Annotated in this window: 22 protein-coding genes and 1 tRNA gene; 13 read left to right on the top strand and 10 right to left on the bottom strand. The window is 34.0% G+C overall.

Annotated elements, in window-relative coordinates; translation table 11 throughout:
- Positions 1–141: 141 nt before the first annotated feature.
- From QZ143_RS06820 to QZ143_RS06810, 3 genes are all read left to right on the top strand, one after another.
- Positions 142–1203, top strand: coding sequence for an mRNA surveillance protein pelota (locus tag QZ143_RS06820; RefSeq protein ID WP_292605995.1), 1062 nt, complete (start codon positions 142–144; stop codon positions 1201–1203).
- Between the two features lie 90 nt (positions 1204–1293).
- A complete protein-coding gene (locus QZ143_RS06815) occupies positions 1294–2259 on the top strand; it encodes a cell wall biosynthesis protein (protein ID WP_292605993.1) in 966 nt (321 codons plus the stop codon).
- Between the two features lie 3 nt (positions 2260–2262).
- Positions 2263–3315: a glycosyltransferase gene (locus tag QZ143_RS06810; protein WP_292882540.1), complete on the top strand. Its 1053-nt coding sequence runs from the start codon at positions 2263–2265 to the stop codon at positions 3313–3315.
- Between the two features lie 5 nt (positions 3316–3320).
- On the opposite strand, the gene QZ143_RS06805 is transcribed toward QZ143_RS06810, so the two are convergent.
- On the bottom strand, positions 3321–4622 hold the full coding sequence (locus QZ143_RS06805) for an NAD(P)/FAD-dependent oxidoreductase (protein ID WP_292882537.1): 1302 nt from the start codon (positions 4620–4622) through the stop codon (positions 3321–3323).
- Between the two features lie 79 nt (positions 4623–4701).
- Between QZ143_RS06805 and QZ143_RS06800 the strand changes: the two genes are divergently transcribed.
- Positions 4702–4980, top strand: a complete 279-nt coding sequence (locus QZ143_RS06800) for a HypC/HybG/HupF family hydrogenase formation chaperone (RefSeq protein ID WP_292605986.1) — start codon at positions 4702–4704, stop codon at positions 4978–4980.
- Here the strand turns inward: QZ143_RS06800 and QZ143_RS06795 are convergent.
- The 9 genes from QZ143_RS06795 to QZ143_RS06755 form a co-directional block, all read right to left on the bottom strand.
- A complete protein-coding gene (locus QZ143_RS06795; protein WP_292882543.1) occupies positions 4974–5489 on the bottom strand; it encodes an amino acid-binding protein in 516 nt (171 codons plus the stop codon). The two genes, QZ143_RS06800 and QZ143_RS06795, sit on opposite strands and share 7 nt — an antisense overlap.
- A 131-nt stretch (positions 5490–5620) precedes the next feature.
- Positions 5621–5695, bottom strand: a tRNA-Ile gene (locus QZ143_RS06790).
- Positions 5696–5810: 115 nt separating this feature from the next.
- Positions 5811–6095 carry an iron-sulfur cluster assembly protein gene (locus tag QZ143_RS06785; RefSeq protein ID WP_292605984.1) on the bottom strand — a complete coding sequence of 95 codons (285 nt, stop codon included), beginning with the start codon at positions 6093–6095 and terminating at the stop codon, positions 5811–5813.
- Positions 6096–6182: 87 nt separating this feature from the next.
- Positions 6183–7091: a DUF5591 domain-containing protein gene (locus QZ143_RS06780; protein ID WP_292882535.1), complete on the bottom strand. Its 909-nt coding sequence runs from the start codon at positions 7089–7091 to the stop codon at positions 6183–6185.
- 2 nt (positions 7092–7093) lie between these two features.
- A complete protein-coding gene (locus QZ143_RS06775; RefSeq protein WP_292605999.1) occupies positions 7094–7585 on the bottom strand; it encodes a TIGR00295 family protein in 492 nt (163 codons plus the stop codon).
- 7 nt (positions 7586–7592) lie between these two features.
- Positions 7593–8114: a transcription factor E gene (tfe, locus tag QZ143_RS06770; RefSeq protein WP_292882533.1), complete on the bottom strand. Its 522-nt coding sequence runs from the start codon at positions 8112–8114 to the stop codon at positions 7593–7595.
- A gap of 143 nt (positions 8115–8257) precedes the next feature.
- Positions 8258–9457, bottom strand: coding sequence for a DegT/DnrJ/EryC1/StrS family aminotransferase (locus QZ143_RS06765; RefSeq protein WP_292882530.1), 1200 nt, complete (start codon positions 9455–9457; stop codon positions 8258–8260).
- Positions 9454–11349: a nucleoside-diphosphate sugar epimerase/dehydratase gene (locus QZ143_RS06760; RefSeq protein ID WP_292882527.1), complete on the bottom strand. Its 1896-nt coding sequence runs from the start codon at positions 11347–11349 to the stop codon at positions 9454–9456. Before QZ143_RS06760 ends, QZ143_RS06765 begins: the two co-directional genes overlap by 4 nt.
- 137 nt (positions 11350–11486) lie before the next feature.
- On the bottom strand, positions 11487–12353 hold the full coding sequence (locus QZ143_RS06755; protein WP_292882524.1) for a coenzyme F420-0:L-glutamate ligase: 867 nt from the start codon (positions 12351–12353) through the stop codon (positions 11487–11489).
- A gap of 79 nt (positions 12354–12432) precedes the next feature.
- Here QZ143_RS06755 and QZ143_RS06750 point away from each other — a divergent pair, with 79 nt between their 5' ends.
- The 9 genes from QZ143_RS06750 to alaS all read left to right on the top strand — a co-directional run.
- Positions 12433–13005 (top strand): pyruvate kinase alpha/beta domain-containing protein, encoded by a 573-nt coding sequence (locus QZ143_RS06750; protein ID WP_292882521.1) that lies wholly within the window; start codon positions 12433–12435, stop codon positions 13003–13005.
- 121 nt (positions 13006–13126) lie between these two features.
- Complete coding sequence (gene ftsZ, locus QZ143_RS06745) at positions 13127–14263, top strand: cell division protein FtsZ (protein ID WP_292605969.1); 1137 nt, start codon at positions 13127–13129, stop codon at positions 14261–14263.
- A gap of 133 nt (positions 14264–14396) precedes the next feature.
- Positions 14397–14576: a protein translocase SEC61 complex subunit gamma gene (locus QZ143_RS06740; RefSeq protein WP_292882519.1), complete on the top strand. Its 180-nt coding sequence runs from the start codon at positions 14397–14399 to the stop codon at positions 14574–14576.
- Positions 14577–14832: 256 nt separating this feature from the next.
- A complete protein-coding gene (locus QZ143_RS06735) occupies positions 14833–15303 on the top strand; it encodes a transcription elongation factor Spt5 (protein WP_292605964.1) in 471 nt (156 codons plus the stop codon).
- A complete protein-coding gene (locus QZ143_RS06730) occupies positions 15303–15785 on the top strand; it encodes a 50S ribosomal protein L11 (protein WP_292882517.1) in 483 nt (160 codons plus the stop codon). Before QZ143_RS06735 ends, QZ143_RS06730 begins: the two co-directional genes overlap by 1 nt.
- Before the next feature lie 179 nt (positions 15786–15964).
- Entirely contained in the window at positions 15965–16603 is a 639-nt protein-coding gene (locus tag QZ143_RS06725) for a 50S ribosomal protein L1 (RefSeq protein ID WP_292882514.1), read from the top strand.
- Positions 16603–17613 carry a 50S ribosomal protein L10 gene (locus tag QZ143_RS06720; RefSeq protein WP_292882511.1) on the top strand — a complete coding sequence of 337 codons (1011 nt, stop codon included), beginning with the start codon at positions 16603–16605 and terminating at the stop codon, positions 17611–17613. Before QZ143_RS06725 ends, QZ143_RS06720 begins: the two co-directional genes overlap by 1 nt.
- 62 nt (positions 17614–17675) lie before the next feature.
- Positions 17676–17984: a 50S ribosomal protein P1 gene (rpl12p, locus tag QZ143_RS06715; RefSeq protein ID WP_292882509.1), complete on the top strand. Its 309-nt coding sequence runs from the start codon at positions 17676–17678 to the stop codon at positions 17982–17984.
- A gap of 239 nt (positions 17985–18223) precedes the next feature.
- The coding region (gene alaS, locus QZ143_RS06710; RefSeq protein WP_292882505.1) for an alanine--tRNA ligase at positions 18224–19824 on the top strand (1601 nt) is incomplete at its 3' end.

Genomic DNA, 19824 nt, shown 5'->3' with positions numbered 1-19824 from the left:
TTAAATAATAAATAATATATAAAGAAATAGAGAGAGCATTTGAAAACTAATATCTTCAGATGCCTTTTTGTGAAATTCATCTCCGACCTTAAAGAGGTCAGAGTATTCTTTCACTATTAAGATAAAATATTTCTGAATATTATGAAAATTATAAAACAGGATACAAAAGAGGGAATTATTGAAGTTGTTCCAGAAACATTGGATGATTTATGGCATTTGTCACATATTGTTGAAGTTGGTGACAATGCATCTTCCAAAACAACACGCCGTATACAGGACAATACTGGAGATAAACTCAGAAGCGATAGGGGAGTTAAAAAAACTTTTTATTTGGGATTAGACATTGAAAATATCAGTTTTCATTTGTTCACAGGTAAATTAAGGTTGACTGGTGTTATCACAAGAGGTCCTGAAGATTTGATTCCACTGGGTTCACACCACACCCTTGAAGTTAAACTTAACACCCCTTTAACAATCAAGAAAGAAAGATGGCCAAAATGGGCAATTAAACGACTTAATCAGGCTATTGATGCATCTAAAAAATTATCTGCAATAATCGTCGTATTGGAAGATGACAGTGCAACCTTAGGTTTGATGAGGCAATTCGGAATCGAGTATTATGGTCCTATTAAGGGTCATGTTTCAGGAAAAAGGATAATCGATAAAAACAGACAGAAAAACATTACTCAATTCTATGAAAAGGTAATAGAATCAATTGAAAAATTCGATTCAATACAAAATATCATCATAGCGGGTCCAGGATTTGTTAAAAACGATTTTTATGATTATCTCAAAGAAAAACATAATGATTTGGCAAACATCTCAATTATCGAACCTACTGGCTCTGGAGGCAGGAACGGAATAAGTGAAGTTCTTAAAAAAGGCACAGTTGAAAAATTAACCTCTGAAAATAGGGTTGGCCAGGAAATGGGTGCCATCAATAGGCTATTGGAACAGATAGGTAAAAATTCTTCAAAAATCGCTTATGGGTCAAAAGAAACGAAAAATGCAATAAATCTTGGAGCTGTCAGCGAACTTTTAGTATTGGATACTAAGGTGGCTGATGAAAATATGGGTGATTTGATGGACATGGTTGAAAATATGAAAGGTGAAGTCATGGTCATCAGCAGCGAACATGAAGGAGGCAAGCAACTGGAAAGCTTGGGGAGCATGGCTGCGATTTTAAGGTATGAAATCGCCTGATTTTTGTTGAAATTATTGATATATTAGATTTATATAGAATAAACTATTATAACTTATAATGTATAAGACATTTTTATAATTGTGATATTTATGATGTATCTGTCAGTAATTTTTGCAATGGTTTTTGTTTTTATTCTATCTGCTGTTGGAACGGCAGTATTGAGTATAATTTTTAATTTTTTAGGAAAACAAGGCTATTTGGGCAATTTATATCCTAATGTGCGTGGTGGAATACCTAGAGGTATTGGTTTAGTTCCATTTATTATTTTATCATTTTATTTATTGCCGAAATTCAATAATCTTGTTTTAATCATTGGTGTTTTTGCTTTTATTGACGATATTTTAGGAAGAAAAAAATTCGCCCCATTAGGAATTGAATGGGGGCAACTTTCAAGAGGCATAGGTATAATTCTGGTAATGATTGTTGGAATCATGGAAGGATTTGGTGTTTCTGCAATTCTCATTGCTTTGATGGTTCAACCTATGAATATTTCAGATATGCAACCTGGATCTACTTGTATTGTAACAATTATCATGTCTGTTTTAACCATTGGAATAATGTTGTTAATCAATTCTCAACCTGCGGGGGAATTATTGGCTATTTACACACCATTGCTGATTTTGGTAGTTTGTTTAGGATATTGCCCATTGGATTTCTCAGGTAAAATCATGATGGGTGAAGTTGGAAACCATACATTCGGAGTGGCATTAGGAATCGCATTTTATATTGTTGGCGGATTCTGGTGGCTGTTGTTATTGTTCCTAATCACTACAGCATTAATAGCATTTGTAAGACGCAATACCTTAAAAGTATTCTTCAGACAAAGGTTAGGTTTAATCAATCCTACTTTTGGAGATTATTTCATGGATGTCTTAACCGGCGGAGGATTAGGAGATTTGGTTAGGAAATATGTTTTAAAAGAAAATCAATATCCTGTTACAAGCCCGTTATTAATTTCATTAGGATTTAGAAGATTATTATACAATCCTTATGCAAGACGCCATCCAGATTATCATAACGATGATGTTAAACCAAGAATAATGTTAAGGAGATAAATTATGAAGGCATTATTTATTGTTACTGGTAGGGGATTGGGTGGAGATGCAATGACTGCTCTCAATGCAATGAACGCTCTTGAAAGAAGGGGGGTTACCTGTGAAATAGCATTGGATGCATCTGCTCATGGAACTCTTTTTGAAAAACATGGCTATAATTGGCATAAGATTTCAGTCCCTCATGCTGGTGGGCATTCTGCAACAAAATTATCCGCCGCAAAAGGAGCTGCCAAATTAGTTGTTGCAACATTCAAAGCCCGAAACCTTATTAAAAAATTAAAAGTTGATTTTGTAGTTGGTGTTTTGGGTGGTGGAGCTATTGTAGCATCACTTGGAGGTAAATTTGCACGAAAGCCAACATTTTCTTTAATTTCAACACCTCTCGATTCATCATTTTGTCCAAAATTCAATCAATGTTATATTTTGCCAGAATTGGATAAATTCAGATGGGATGAATTACCTGAAAATATGGACAAGGCGTTCTATCCTTTGTCTAAAGATGTTGATGAGGGAGATGCTGAGGTTGCTTTTGAAAAGCTTAAGGAATTTCCTAATTTTGATGAAAACAAAAAAACCATTTTATTTTCTTCAGGATCATCAATTTTTAAAGGAACTATTCGTGCGATGGATTTGACTTTAAAAGAGTTTGGCGATAAGTATAATCTTGTTTTGGTTGGACTTCCGCTTCATGATGAATATATGGATTTGATTGATGAAGAAAAAATCATTTATGCAGGCTACATCACATGGATTAATGATTTATTCAGATATGCTGATTTGGCTGTGTTGACTGATGATGGTGTTTCTCTAGAAGAGGCTTTAGTTGCAAGAACTCCGATTATCGCTTTGACTAAAGTAAAATGGGGAAGATACCAGAATATGGCAGGAGTGTTTAAAGGGGCAATTATCGAATCTGAAGTTGAAGATGTTTGCAAAAGCATAAACGAGGCATTCGAGAATATGGATTCCCTAAAACAAAATGCTGTCAAATATGGTAAGCTCTGCTCTGAAGCCGCTGATGATTTGGCGGACAGAATGTTAAAAAAATTAGAATAGTGGTATTATAACCACATATATTTTATTGTTCTAAAATTTGCATCTGTTGTTGGATGGACTTCCAGGAAATCTCCATAGTCATCCAAGTCGTAATCTTCTCTCATTAAATATGAGAGGTATGCAATATCGCTGGGTGCTGATGGTGATATTGAATTGATTTTGTTGATTTTATTGTTCTTTTTGTCAAATTCAATTTCGGTGTATCCGGTATCTCCAGTTAGGATATTCCAAAATGCACCAGGCCCTGCAATTCCAGGTATTCCAATTGTGGCTTTGTCATCTTCACTGCATTCACTTTTTTCATTTTCAACAAAACCCACTTCCATGTTCAAACTTAATGTTTGTGGAATGCAATGGTAGCTTACTTTATTTGCATAGTTGGCCATATTCCTTGCAGCTGCGATACCCTCCATTCTTGCTACTGGTGTTAGCTTATATCCTCCAGTTACATCACCTGCAGCATATACATTATCAACATTGGTTTGCATCATTTCATTAACTTTGATTGATTTGTCATCATTTAATTCTACAAATCCTTCGGCTATTTCACTGTTTGGTGTTCTACCTGTTGCAAAAAATGCAATACCTTCCAGCTCTTCATCATTTTCTGTGATGACTTTATTTTCGCAAACTTCTTTTACATTGATATTTTCATAAACATTAACTTCAGGAATAATCTTTTTCAGAACATATTTTTTTGTTGTTTCATTAATCTCCTTTAAGAATTCGCTTCTTGCAAGAACATTGACTTCACTTCCAAGAGTTGAATAAATGTTTGCTATTTCACAGGCTATTATTCCTCCACCGATGATATTCAATTTTTCAGGAACATCGTCAAGTTTTAAAATATCTTTGTTGGTTAATCCATAATCGCTGCCTTTAATGTCTGGAATGTATGGACGTGCTCCTGTTGCAATTAACAGGTTGTCATATTCAAAGCTTTCATTATTCACTTTAATTTCATTTCCATCAATACTTGCTTCGCCAAAAATAACTTTGTTTCCTACACTTTCATTTTCTTTCTGCTCTATTGCTCTAAGAGCTTTTTGGGTTGCAGTAATTTTTTCAACTATTTTTTCATAAGAGACTTCAATTTGGCTTTTTAAAAATCCATGATTGTTAAATCTTTTATTCATATCGATAAATTTTGTAATGTCTGTCAATGCACAAATAACCATGCATCCTTCATTTAAGCAAGTTCCGGCTATATGATTTTTTTCAATTAATATAACTTCTTCTCCAAGTTTTCCGAGCTGCATGGAAGCTAATCGTCCTGCAGGCCCTGAACCAATAACAATATTTTTCATAAAATCGCCTATTGTAGATAGTTTTATATAATACTAACTTTTAATAGTAATAATATATTAAAATTTTGGAGATGGAATTATGTGTATTGCAGCACCTGCTCACGTTGTTGAAATTAATAGAGAGGAAAACTGGTTGTATGCTGACTTTGGTGGAGCAAGACAACAAGCAAAATTAGATCTTTTACCTGATGTTGAGGTAGGAGATTATGTTTTAATCCATGCTGGTTTTGCAATTGAAAAATTAACCGAAGAAGCTGCTAAAGAATCTTTAGAAGCTTGGGAAGAACTTTTAGATATTCTTGAAAAAGAAGATGAAGAAATGGAAAAAGCAAGAATGGCTGATTTAGAAAATCAGTAAATAGACACTCTTGTTACTCCTTTTATTTTTAAAAATTCGTTTATTAAATCACCACTAACAGGTTTTTCTGTTATGATTGTTAATGATGGGGCTTTTTGAAGCTCAGTATCTTCAGCATAAGCTTGTCTTATGCCGATTCCTTTTTTTGAAATTAAATTTGCTGTTGCACCTAGTATTCCTTCACTTTCAGATCCTACTTCTATTTCTATTACGCCCAATTCTAGATTTTTTGCAATATTTTTTAAAAGTGTTCCTGCGGGGATGATATTGTTGAATAAATTGTATAATTCATCATCCTCTTTTATGACGTTTATGGTTGATTTGATTACTCGTCTATCTACATCGGTAGCAGTAGCTAATGCTTTATCACTTATTTTTAGATTGCCGCAATAAATTTTGCCGTCATCATTTAAAGATAATCCTAGTTCAATCATTTTTTCAGCAACTCTTATTCGTGCCGGATATTTTTTGAACTTTTCGTTGATTTTTTCCCACATAAATATCATTATTCCAACTTTTTGTACATTGGTGATAAATTATGTTGAAAATACTATATAAAATTAGTCACTATCTGAAAATTCAGTCTTTTAAAGAAAAAATTGTCATGTAAAAAGAAAATATTGCAAAAATCAGTTAAAAGTAGGCTAGATGGGATTCGAACCCATGACCTCCCGGTTATCAGCCGAGCGCGCTAACCAAGCTGTGCCACTAGCCTATAAAAAAATATCTTCGACAGTTAACTGTCAACACTTATACTTATATTAATAGCTATATATAATCTTTTCGGTTTTTTGAAGATTATATATAGAATTAAATAAGTTTTAAAAAAATTATCTGTTAATCATTTCGTTAATGGAGTCAGCCATGGCATGTCCTTCAACGATGATTTTTACTTTTTCAATACCTTCAACGTTCTCAGCTCTAATTTTTGCATCAGCCGCAATACGGGTGATACTCATACAGCCTGGGTTGGTAGGTTTGAGTATAATTTCAGCTTGATCGCCATCTACGGTAATATCTTGTACAATACCCATTTCTACAATACTGATTCCCATGTGAGGGTCATTAATTACAGAAACAGCATCTTTAATATCATTCACTAAATCTTCTGACATATTTAGTCTCCTATTTTTGTTGTATTTATAATTATTATTAATGACATTTATATATGTTTTGTTTATATTTTAGGTAATGGTTTGAATTCATTTAACTCGGTGTTTTATTTTCACGCCAATTCCATTGCCGCATTCTTCCATTTCACGGCCGGTCATTATGGCTTTTCCAACACCCACTACTGTGTCATCTTTAACAACCACAACCTCATCATTTGGAATAATTTTGTGGTCTGCTTTTTTAATCCCTGGCGCAAATACAGTATTGGTTTCTAAATTAAAATCAATATTGACGATATTAATTCCCAAATCTTTTAAAATTTCTCCACCAGGTAAATTTAATCTGAATAATCCATGATCTTTATTAAGTAAAGCCAACTGCTTTCCATCAGACAATATCCTTTTGTGATACATTCCCTTGGTTTTTACATTATCTGGAATAAACTCATAAGCGTTTTCTCCAAATTGATACATTGCAATGGAACGTAATTCATGCAAAGTCTTTTCTCTTCTGTTGACTCGTTGGTGCTTTTTAAGTTCCATCCTCAGGTTATAAAGTGAATCGGGTGATGTTGGTCTTTCATCTACACAAACATTAACAAAATCATCAACATATTGTTCACAGGATTCTAAATAACCTCCTGCAAGATTCGCAATAACTGTTTTCCCTTCACAATATTTTCTGATTAGCTTTCCGCTTTCATCAATTTCATCCTGTGACCATGAGCCGGTTGTACTTACATCATATGACTGAATTGGAAAAGTATTTTCAAGCTCTCTAGGACAGATTCCAAATGGGGATGTAACAATAAGCTCTTGAAATGACCTTGTGATTTTTCTAAACTTTTGGTGTGATTTGGAATTGGAATAAGGCTTTTTCATACTGCAAGGCAATAAAACGACAGTGTCTCCAAGAGGTTTCATCATTTCCATCCTTTGTCTCCACCTTACAGCTTCTGGGCGGTATAAAGACTCTTCACTTGAACATATTACTTTCATACTTATTCCTCAAAAGATTTAATTAATTCTTCATCTAATTTAAGCAACCTTTCAATGTTGTCGTCGCTATCATCAATTCTTCTTTTCCATTTTTTGATAACAAAATCAATATCAACTTCTTTACTGCCGCTAACCAGATTGTCCGCATGTGCAACAATCTTTTCTTCAAGGGTTTGTGGAATGTATGATTTCACTGGAAGACCAAGTTTTTCTGCTTCGCTTTCAGTAATTCCAGCACCAATGTGCCTTTCGATAATATTCAATACATCTTTATCATAACCGTAATTCTGGGCAATCTTCACTCCTTCGATTGCGTGGGTTATGTCATGTGTTTTGGATCTTCCAATATCATGCAGCAAAGCACCTTTCCTAATTAGGTCCTCATCCACATTATCAAAATTAGCAGCTATTTCCATAGCTTTTTTATAAACAGCTTCACAATGTTCTATGACATTATTGGGAGTTCCTTCCTGTTTAAGCAATTCAATTTCCATTTTCATATTAGTTTTTCACTTTTTCATTGAAGGAATTAAAATTACTTTCAACCATTTTAATGTCTTCTTTAAGCTGTTTAATGTTGGCTTCGTTGTCTTGGAATTCTAGTTCTTCGCCACATGCAGGGCATAGGAATTCATAATCTGAAGCTTCATCAAAATCAAGTCTCACATGACCTTGCGGGCATATGAAAAACATATTATTTTCTTCACGTTCTAATTCATCATTCAGCATTTTCAAATATTTTTCAGAATCTTTTCTGATACGTGAAATAACTTCTTCAGTTTCAAATTTCCAAGAATATGTAAACCATTGAGTTTCAGGGTCTTTACTTCTTTTATAACTAGCTAATCCCATATCATAAAGTCTGTAAAGAATTTTTCTAACAATATTTAATTTAATTCCAGTTTTTTTAGCTATTTCTTCATCGGTTTCAATTCCGTCAATTAAAGATTGAATAATAGGTAAATTGCTTTCATCTTCAACAACATTGGTTAATAAGGTCTTTACTAATGGATCATCTATCATTTAATTTCCCCTAAATCTCATTATCATATTGTTATCTAAACTGAAAATATAAAAAAATAAACAAATAGTAATTATGATAACTTATAAAATTAATGTTTAGTTATATCTTTTTTATTATAAAAATATAACTAATTTTTTAAAATTTAATAGTCTTTTAAAATGTCAAGTAAATTTTCTGTGATGTAGTCAACTTCATCATCTGTTAACTTGGAATAAATAGGCAAACTCAATTCATTTTTAAACAGATTGTATGCATTAGGGTAATCCTTAATGTCAAAACCTAGGTTTTTATATGCTGTTAATAATGGGAGCGGTTTGTAGTGAACGTTTGTACTTATCCCTCTCTCTTCCATTTTAACTATGATTTCATTTCTCTCTTCAAGTGTTATGCCTTCAATCCTTGTGAGATACAGATGTCCGGAAGATCTCATTGATTCGGTTTTATGGATTGGTATTATGATTTTTGAGTCTTTAAAGGCGGCATCATACTTGTCGATGATTTCATGTCTTCGGGTAAGCATTGAGTCATATCTTTTTATTTGTCCAAGACCGATTCCCGCCTGAACATCAGTCATATTACATTTATATGCTGGAATTAAAATATCATATTCCCAAGACCCCTTTTGTGTTTTTTCCAAGGCATCTTTGGTTTGACCGTGCAGGGATAGAATCTGATATTTTTTGTATACCTTTTCATTATCCAATCCGTCGTGGTTTTTCCAGGTTACCGCTCCACCTTCGGCGGTTGTCAGGTTTTTAACTGCATGGAATGAAAAGCATGTGAAGTCAGCTAAGCTTCCTGATTTTTTATCTTCTTTTATTGCTCCAAAACCGTGAGCGGAGTCTGCAACAACAATGATTCTGTTAAAAATTTCCTGGATTTCATTGTTGGCTTCAAATAATTCTTTTTTATCTTCAATTATTTCGAATATCTTATCATAATCGCATAATATTCCTGCAATGTCAACAGGAATTATTGCTTTTGTTTTATCAGTAATTGCATCTGCCATTAATGAATAATCCATTTCTTCTCTGTCTTTTTGACTGTCAATCATTATTGGGGTGGCTCCAACATGACAAATGACGCTGCATGTTGCAGTGTATGTATATGCAGGTACAATTACTTCATCGCCTTTGCCAATGCCCAATAATCTCAAGGTCATTTCTAAAGCGGTAGTTGCTGCGCTTAAACAAACGGTCTTGTCAGTGTCACAGTACTCGCTTATTTTTCTTTCAAATTCTTTTGTTTTTGGTCCGGTTGTAATCCAACCTGATTTTAAAGCTTCAACTACTTCTTCAATTTCTTCATCTGTAATGTCTGGGGGTGAAAATGGTATATTCATATTTTATCTCCGTTAATTTCTTCAGGACTTTTATAAGTAGGAACACATTCTTTTAATGTGTTTTTGATTTGTTCCTTGTCGGTTATGTCATTATCAATCAAATATTGCAATGAATCTAATTTAACTTGGATATCGTCCATTGTAAAGTTCATTGGCTCTGTAATAAATATCTTCTCGTGATTGGTCTTTTCAAGATTTTCCTCATCCATCAATAGTTCTTCATATATCTTTTCTCCAGGTCTTAAGCCGGTTATCTCAATATCTATGTCTGTGCCTAGTTTCAATCCGGACAATTCAATAAGACTTTTTGCAAGGTCATAAATTTTAACTGGCTCACCCATATTCAATACGAAGATTTCCCCACCTTTTGCATAGGTTATTGACTGTAATACTAAAGCCACGGCTTCAGGTATTGTCATAAAGAATCTTGTAATGTCTTTGTGGGTTACGGTTACAGGACCTCCCTCCTTGATTTGTCTTTTGAATAATGGCACTACGGACCCGTTACTTCCTAAGACATTTCCGAAACGAACGGCAACATATTCGGTTTCACTTTCTTTGTCTTTTGCTTGTATAATCATTTCACACATTCTTTTGGTTGCGCCCATTACATTTGTCGGATTGACCGCTTTGTCTGTTGAGATTAAAATGAATCGTTTTGTTTTATACTTGTCACATGCGTTCACTAGATTATATGTTCCAAACACATTATTTTTAACAGCTTCTGAAGGATTGTTTTCCATTAGTGGCACGTGCTTATGTGCTGCGGCATGGAAAACGACTTCTGGAGAAAATTCTTCAAATAAGTCAAACATTCTCTGTTCATCCCTAATATTTGCAATGATTGCTTTGATATCGCTATTGGGATATTTTCCTTTTAATTCCAATTCAATATTATATAAACTGTTTTCATAAATGTCTAACATTAATAATTGCTTTGGATCATGCAGCATTATCTGTCTGCATAACTCTTCACCGATGGATCCTCCTCCGCCTGTCACCAAAACGGTTTTGCCATGGATTAGGCTTTTAATATTGTTATTGTCGAGTTCAATAGGGTCTCTTCCAAGCAAATCTTCAATTTCAACATCTCTTAGGCTGCTGTAGAGATTTTCTTGGGTAATCAATTCCTTTAAACTTGGCAGAACTTTGATTTCAGCACCTGTCTTGCTGCAGATTTCAAGAATTTCCTTTTTATTTTTATTGTCAATATTCACTATGGTAAAGAAGATTGAATCGATATTGTATTTCTCACAGATTCTTTCAATGTCGTTTCTGGTACCTATGATTCTTACTCCTGCAACAGAGTATCCTACACGTTTTCTGTTATCGTCGATGATTCCTATAATTTCATATCTTCCTTTTAGTGTAGTATTCAATGTGCCTATTATGTCGTTTGCTGAATAGCCTCCTCCGATGATTAATAGTTTCTTTTTGTTTTCAGGAGTGTAATTTATTTCTTTATTGGCAATATCTGATAATAACATATATTTTATAACCAAACGTATTACTATTATGATAATACCGATAATAAGGCTCACAGCCAAATTAAATTTGATTGAAGGGTTTTTCATTTTTAATATGAGCTCTTCAATTACGGATACGATTAGTATTGAAACGATTGAAAGGAGTATGTATATTATATAGTCTTGATTATTTTCGTATCTGACAATATTGGAGTATCTTTTTGTAACTCTAAAAACAATCTGGAAAATTATAATCGCCAATATTATACTGATTATAAGTTCATTTCTTGTAACTGCACTTGTGGGATTCATTAAAAATGAATCTGTAATCAATACAGATGCAAAATAATACCCTAAAATGATGGCAATACAATCTGCCAAGGGCAATAAGAAATTCCTATATTTACCTAACGTATCTATTTTCATCAAGACCAATCCTTTAAGTTTAACTCTTAAAAAATAATCGTTTCATATTATTGTTTAAGCATTTCTATTTATATAAAATATTTAATATAAAATTTTTCTTGAATGTCCATATTTTGGCATTATCTTGAGGGTGTGGTTTATAATTGTCTTTTTCGGATAATCACTGCGGGGGTGTGGGTAATTGAATCCAATGCTTCAACGGTTACTTCATCCATTTCTGTGCCTAAAACGGCTTTTACACTGTGTATTGTTTTCATTTCTGTGGAAAGTGATTTCTGATAGTCTTCTGCAATATTGGCAATTTTCAAACCTTCTTCAACACTGATTTTTTCACTGCAGCCTAATGGTGTTGAACCCATATTTTCTGACAGTTGTCCTTTGAAGTATCCGAAAAATCCCTTGTCGGCTTCAATTCCATCAATTGCAATGGGAAGGCCGGTAAAATATTTTCCATTTTTCATATATGTTGCATCGGTGTCAATAATAAGTACGCAAACGTCTTTTCCTATTTCATCTTTAATTTCCTTTGCAACCTTTTCCGGATTTTCAGGGAGTAGAGAAACGTAGGTTCCGGGAGCATTACTCAAATCAATTCCTGCTTCTGAAGCAGGTTTCAATGCATGCTTCATTCCATATAACTGAAGCACCACTTCCTTATGTGCTTTTGTCTCTTCCGGCAACTTCCGAAGATTCTTGATGGTTCGTTCTTTGATTCCCAAGGCAGGTCCCAAAACATATCCCCAAAGATATTTGCTCCAAAAGGTTGTTAGAAATTTTGCAGTCAATGACGGATTGTATTTGGATTCATCCACTAATCTATTTTGTGAAACTGAAATTGGTGTTTCAGCTATCACTAAATAATCGCCATCTTCCATTAATTCTTTTGCAGGATAAATTATTGAATTTAAATTTTCATTTGGTTTAATGTAGCCTGTTTCAATGGGAATTACGATGTAATCTCCATTTATTATATGTTTTATATTTTTCAGTTCATCACTCTTCATAAAAATCTTTTTAAAACCAGTTGTTTAATATATTAATATAGTAAGTTATTTTATTTTATAAGTTTTTGGAAGTGTCGATATGTCAAGAAAGTTTATAACATATTTTGATAAGGAAGGTAATGATTATACTGATGAATTAATTTTGGCTGTTAAAGATAGATTGGAATTATCTGATCAAATTAAACATATTGTTATTGCTTCTGCATCAGGAAAATCTGCATTGAAGCTTGCAGATGCTGTGGGTGATCAGGTTAAAATCATCAATGTAACTCATCATTGTGGTTTTAGCGGTCCTAATGAATCTGATATTTCTGATGAAATGATTAAAAAGTTAGAAGATGAAGGAATTGTAACTTACTTTGGATTACATGCATTTAGTGGGGCTGCAAGAGGTGTAACTAATAAATATGGTGGATATTCTCCATTGGATGTGGTTGCAGATACTTTTAGAATGTTTTCCCATGGTATTAAAGTGGCGGCTGAAATTTCAATAATGGCTGCTGATGCAGGTTTAATTCCTGTTGGTGAAGAAATTATTGCAATTGGTGGAAGAGGTCATGGTGTTGATAGTGCAGTTATTTTAACTCCTGCCAATGCTAAAAACTTGTTTGACTTGGAATTCCATGAAATTATTGCAATGCCTAGGGATTAATTAATATATTTTATAATAATATATTTTTTCCATATTTTCTTAAAAGTAGTTGCATTTAAATATTAGTTGCAATAGAAATATTTAACAATTATTTTAATAGCAGAGTATGTGGGGTTAATTTGTGAAATTTATAGATGATGCAATAAAAGAATCTGAACAAAGAATGGAAGAAAAAACACCCGAAAAAATCTCCTCAGATATTGATGATGAGCTTATTAGTATAATGGATGGTGTTAAAACTAAAATTTTCGTTGTTGGTGCTGGTGGAGCAGGTAACAACACTATTTCAAGATTAAATGAAATGGGTATCGAAGGAGCAACTACAATTGCAGTAAATACTGATGCTCAAGATTTATTTTATAGCCAATCTAGTAAAAAAATATTATTAGGTAGACAAACTTCAAAAGGATTGGGTGCAGGTGGAGAACCATCTGTAGGTGAAGAATGTGCTGAAGAAAGCGAAGATGAAATCAGAGAAGAATTAGTGGGTGCAGACATGGTATTTGTCACCTGCGGTCTTGGTGGAGGAACAGGTACTGGTTCAGCTCCCATCATTTCAAAATTAGCTAAAAAATTAGGTGCATTGACTGTTGCTGTTGCAACATTACCATTTTCTGCTGAAGGAATTAAAAGAAGGGAAAATGCGGAACAAGGTTTAGAAAAACTTCAAGAATCTGCAGACACCGTTATTATTATCCCTAATGATAAATTATTAGAAGTTGCACCAAACTTACCTTTAAATAAAGCTTTCATGGTTTCTGATGAAATTTTAGGAAGAGCAGTTAAAGGAATTACTGAATTAATCACTAAAAGAGGTCTTGTAAGTTTAGACTTTGCAGATATTAGAAGTATCATGAGTGGCTCTGGAATGGCTATGATTGGTATGGGTGAATCTGATTCTGGCGACAGAGCATTGGAATCTGTACATGAAGCATTAAGCAGCCCATTACTTGATATTGATATTTCAAACGCTACTGGTGCATTAGTTAACATATCAGGTAGTTCTGACTTAACTTTACATGAAGCTGAAAAAATTGTCCAAGTTGTTGCTGATAAATTGGATCCTGAAGCTAACATTATTTGGGGTACTCAAATTGATGAAAGTCTTCAAAATACTGTTAGGACCACTGTGGTTGTTTCAGGCATTAAATCTGATTATGACTCTGATAATGAGCCAGATATCGAATATACTAATGATGTTTCAGAATCAGATGCAGCTAGTGATCAACTAGATGATTTTATTGATGGAATTTTCTAATTCTATCTTATTATTTTTTTTGAAAAATGCAAACATTTATTAATGTTTAAATTATAAATTATTTTATTACTATTATTTTATTATAATTCATTAAACTATGACTTCATAGTTTTTTTAATTTTGGGTATTTAAAATGAATGTACAAGAACGTTTTGATAAATTTGTTAAAGACAGTAAAAGAGTATTAAAAGTATCTAGAAAACCTGATGCACAAGAATATAGAGAACTTGCTAAAGTTTCTGCAATTGGTGTAGTTATTATTGGTGTAATGGGTTTTGTAATAGTTTTACTCGGTTCATTAATAGGATTATAAACCTATTAATCATCTCTTTTAATCCAAGGCAATTATAATAAAATTTTGTAATAATTTTATCTTGTTTTAGATTTTCACTGTCAAGTAAAATCTATAAGCTATTGATATTATTAGAACCTAGGGAAGCTGGGGGATAGCTTAGTCAATTTTCACAATTTTGTGAATTACCTAAGAATCTGCAATTATTTTGCAGGCTTCAAATAACTTTTAACTTAATGTATGATTTTATTAACTAGTAAAAATAGGTGAATTTTTCATGGAAGATACTAATAGTTCCATATATGCTCTTAAAACCTCTGCAGGTCAAGAAAGGAATGTTGCCAGGTTGCTTGCTCGTAAGGCCAGAACTATTGATGGCATAGGCATTTCATCAATTCTTGTTCCAGAATCTTTAAAAGGGTATATTTTAGTTGAATCTTCAACAAAAATAGATCTTAGAAATCCTGACTTAAAAGTACAACATTTAAGAGGGGTTGTAGAAGGTAGTGTTGGTATTACTTTCGAAGAAGTAAAAAGATTCTTGAAACCAGAGCCAATTATTTCCTCAATTCAGAAAGGAAGTATTGTTGAGCTTATTTCTGGACCGTTCAAAGGTGAAAGGGCGAAAGTGGTTCGTATTGATGAATCACGTGAAGAAGTCGTCCTTGAGTTAATAGAAGCAGCAGTACCAATTCCGGTTACTGTTAAAGCTGATCAAATTAGAATAATTCAAAAGGAGGCTGACTGATGGCTAAAGATACAGTCGAAGTTCTTATCGAAGGTGGAACCGCTACTCCAGGACCACCATTAGGACCTGCTTTAGGACCTTTCGGTATTAACATGATGCAAGTTGTTGAAGAAATCAACAAAAAAAGCGCTGACTTTGCAGGAATGAAAGTGCCTGTTAAAGTTACCATTGATAGAGATACTAAAGATTTCGAAATTGAAATCGGTACTCCACCAACAACTGCACTTATCATGGAGGAATTAGGCATCGAAAAAGCTTCTCACGAACCAGGTTTAGACATTGTAAATGACTTACCTATTGAAACTGCTTTAAAAATTACCAGAATGAAATTCGATTCATTACTTGCAAATGATTACAAAGCAGGTGTTAAAGAAGTTATGGGAACCTGTGTAAGTATGGGATTATCTGTTGATGGTAAAGACCCAAGAGAAGCACAAAAAGCTGTAGATGCTGGAGAATATGATGATATCTTAGCAGAATAGATATCATTTTTTAAAATTTAATTAAGTTAATAAATACAGTGTATATGATGTTATAATTGCGATTATAATTGATATACTGTTTTTAATTCATGCAATCGTTTAAGAATTTTTTTCTTAGTAATCGATTCTCATGAAACCAAATGTAAACCATTGAACAATAATGTTCATGGGGGATGAATATGACACAAGATGTAGTTAACGCGGTGAAGGAGGCTAAAGAACAATCAAAGCCGAGAAACTTCACTGAGTCCGTAGATATTATTATTAATATCCGTGACTTAGATGTCAAAAAGCCAGAAAATAGGTTTAATGAGGAAGTTACTCTTCCTAACGGCCGTGGCAAAGATGTTAAAATCGGAGTCATAGCTGATGGGGAACTCATTGTTCAAGCTAAAAATGCTGGTCTCGATCTTGTAATCAACAAAAGTGATTTAGAAGAGTTTGGAAAAGACAGAAAATCCGCTAAAAAAGCAGCAAATTCTGTTGATTTCTTTGTAGCTCAAGCTGATATGATGCCACTCGTTGGTAGATTCTTAGGTCCAGTTCTTGGTCCTCGTGGAAAAATGCCAAAACCAGTGCCTGCAAGTATCAAACTTGACCCTCTTTTAGAAAGATTACAAAGTACTGTTAAAGTTGGTGTAAAACAACAAGCTAGTGTTCAAATTGTTGTTGGAAGCCAAGACATGTCAGACGAAGACATAGCTGAAAACATTGAAACTGTTCTTACAGTCCTAGACCGCAATTTAGAAAAAGGAAGAAGTCAAATCAAGTCCATGTTTATAAAAACAACTATGGGACCAGTAGTGAGGGTGATCTAATGGCTCATGTTGCTGAATGGAAAAAGGAAGAAGTTAAAGAGCTTTCAGAAATCATTAATCAATACGATGTTATTGGTATTGTGGATTTAATGAACATTCCTGCAAAACAGCTCCAAGAAATGAGGAAATCCCTCAACGAAAAAGCTGTTATCAGAATGTCTAAAAAGAATCTCATTGATTTAGCTCTTGAAGATTGTAATGCTGATAAAAACAACATTGTTGATTTATCTGGACATATGGATGGTCAAGTTGCAATTATTGCAACCGAAATGAACCCTTTCAAATTGTTCAAAATATTAGAAGACAGCAAAACATCAGCTCCTGCAAAACCAGGAACTATTGCTCCTGATGATATTATTGTACCTGAAGGGGACACTGGATTTGAACCAGGGCCATTCTTAGGTGAATTACAACAAGTTGGAATTCCTGCAAAAATTGATAAAGGTAAAATCTGCGTACAAAAAGAAACTGTTGTTGTTGCAGCAGGTGATGAAGTATCTAAACAAGTAGCAGCTACCTTGGCAAGAATGGATATTAATCCGATGGAAGTAGGAATTGATTTAAAAGCAGTATACGAAGAAGGATCTGTTTATACTTCCGATGTACTTGCAATCGACGAAGAACAAACATTAGCAGATGTACAAAAAGCATTTTCAGGTGCATTCAACTTGTCTGTTAATGCAGCTATACCTACTACAAAAACTATTTCCACAATATTGTCTCTCGCACATACCAGAGCTGTCAGCGTTGGTGTAGAAGGAGCTATATTAACTTCCAAAACTTCAGAACCAATTCTTGGTCTTGTTAACGCTAGAATGTTAGCTATTGCTTCTGCAATTGCTGATACTGAAGGCGCAATTGACGATGAATTAGCAGATAAACTTTCTAATGTTGCTGTAGCAGCTGCTCCAGTAGTAGAAGAGGAAGTTGTTGAAGAAGAGGAAGAAGAGGAAGAAGAAGAAAGTAGTGAAGAAGAAGCAGCAGCTGGGTTAGGAGCTCTCTTCGGTTAAATTAATTAATTAAAATTTTTATTATTTAATAACTAACACTTTAAAAAACTAATGGTGATAACATGGAATATATATATGCGGCAATGATTTTGCACAGTGCAGAAAAAGATATTAACGAAGAAAATGTTAAAGGTATTATTGAAGCAGCAGGTATCGACGCTGATGATGCTAGAATTAAAGCATTAATCGCAGCTTTAGAAGATGTTGACATCGAAGAAGCTATCGAAACCGCAGCTGTTGCATCCGCAGCTCCTGCAGCTGCAGCTCCTGCAGCAGCTGAAGCAGCTGAAGAAGAAGAGGAAGAAGAAGAGGAAGAAGAAGAAGCTTCTGAAGAAGAAGCAGCAGCTGGATTAGGTGCTCTCTTCGGATAGATTTTTTAAATCTATCACCTTTCTTTTTTTATTCTTTTTTTTGTTAATTGACTATTTTTACTAATTATCTGATTTTTAAGTTTATTTCTCTTGATTTTTTTAATTGTGTATTTGCTGTTTTTCAATGTTTTTTATCCTGGAATTTGGAAAGCTTTTAAGTAATCATTAATTGATTTTCATTAATTATTTATTAAACAAAAAACATATTTTATACTAATAAATGATTAGAACTGATTCATATGGTAGAAATTTTTGATGAACTTGGTTATAAAAAACAAACATGTAAAACTTGCGGACAGGAGTTTTACTCCCAAGTTGATAGGGATACTTGTGGAGATGCTCCATGTGATGAGTATGAGTTTATTGCAAATCCTGCTACTGATAAGCCATACAATTTATATGAAATCCAGAAAGTTTTTAGAGAATTTTTAGAAAGCGAAGGACATACACATGTCCACAGGTACCCAGTACTTGCAAAAAGATGGAGGGATGACGTATTTTTAGTTGGAGCATCAATCTTCTGTTTCCAGCCATGGATTACCTCAGGCCTTGTTAAGCCACCTGCAAATCCTATTGAAATGGCTCAACCTTCAATCAGACTTAATGATGTTGACAATGTCGGAAGAACAGGCCGTCACATGACCTGCTTTACAATGGGAACCCATACTGTAATCAACAAGGAAGATGATTTCATTTACTGGGAAGACCGTACAATCGAATTGTGTCATAAATTCTTTGAACACATTGGCATCAACACTGAAGAGATTACATTCATCAAATCATGGTGGAGCGGCGGAGGTAACGAAGGGCCATGCTACGAAGTCTGCTGCAGAGGGGTGGAACTTGCAACATTGGTTTTCATCCAATATGAAACCCTTGAAAACGGGGACAAAAAGGAAATTCCAATCAAGGTTGTTGATACTGGTTATGGTCTCGAACGTATTGCATGGATTTCACAGGGAACTCCAACTGCCTATGATGCATGTTTTGCACCTGTTGTTGATAAATTGAAAGAATTGACTGGTGTTGAAATCAATGAGGATATCCAGGGAAGAAACGCCCAGATTGCAGGAATGATGGATATCGAAGATATAGGTGATTTAAAGGAATTAAGGCAGCAAGTGGCGGACAGCTTAAACCTTTCCTTGGAAGATTATTTAAAAGCAGCTGAACCGATGGAAGCAATCTATATCATTGCAGACCACACAAGATGTTTGGCTTTCATGATTGCTGATGGCATTATCCCTTCCAATGTTAAAGAGGGTTACCTTGCACGTTTGGTGTTAAGAAGAACAATCAGGTTCATGAAGGATTTGAACATGAAGGAATCTCTGGCTGACGTAATGGCCATTCAACTGGATTTCCTATCTAAATTTTATCCTGAAATTCGTGACTCAGAAGAACATATCATGAATATCATTACCTTGGAAGAAGAGCGTTATGCCGCAACAGTTAAAAAAGGAAAAAGCATTGTTAAAAGGTCCATTAAAAGACTTAAAAAAGAAGGCAAATCTGAAATGCCTCTTGAAATGTTAATAGACTTATATGATGCTCATGGAATACCTCCTGAAACTGTTGTTGAAATGGCGGGCAATGATTTCACCGTTAATGTTCCGGATAACTTCTTTACTCAAGTTGCAGGGGCTCACGAAAAGGACACTTCTAATAAAAAATCCACATTTGAAGTAGACTTCCCTGAAACAGATTTGTTGTTCTATAAAGATTTCTACCAAAAAGAATTTGAAGCGGAAGTTTTGGGCATAGTTGAAAAAGATGGAGATAAATGTTTAATCTTCGATAAAACAGTATTTTACCCTGAAGGAGGGGGTCAACCTTCAGA

Origin of the sequence: Methanobrevibacter sp. UBA188 (assembly GCF_905234905.1) — an archaeon.
In the GTDB taxonomy this organism is placed as follows: Archaea; Methanobacteriota; Methanobacteria; order Methanobacteriales; family Methanobacteriaceae; genus Methanocatella.
The sequence above is the reverse complement of the archived record's forward strand: the minus strand, read 5'-3'. Positions and strand labels throughout refer to the sequence as shown.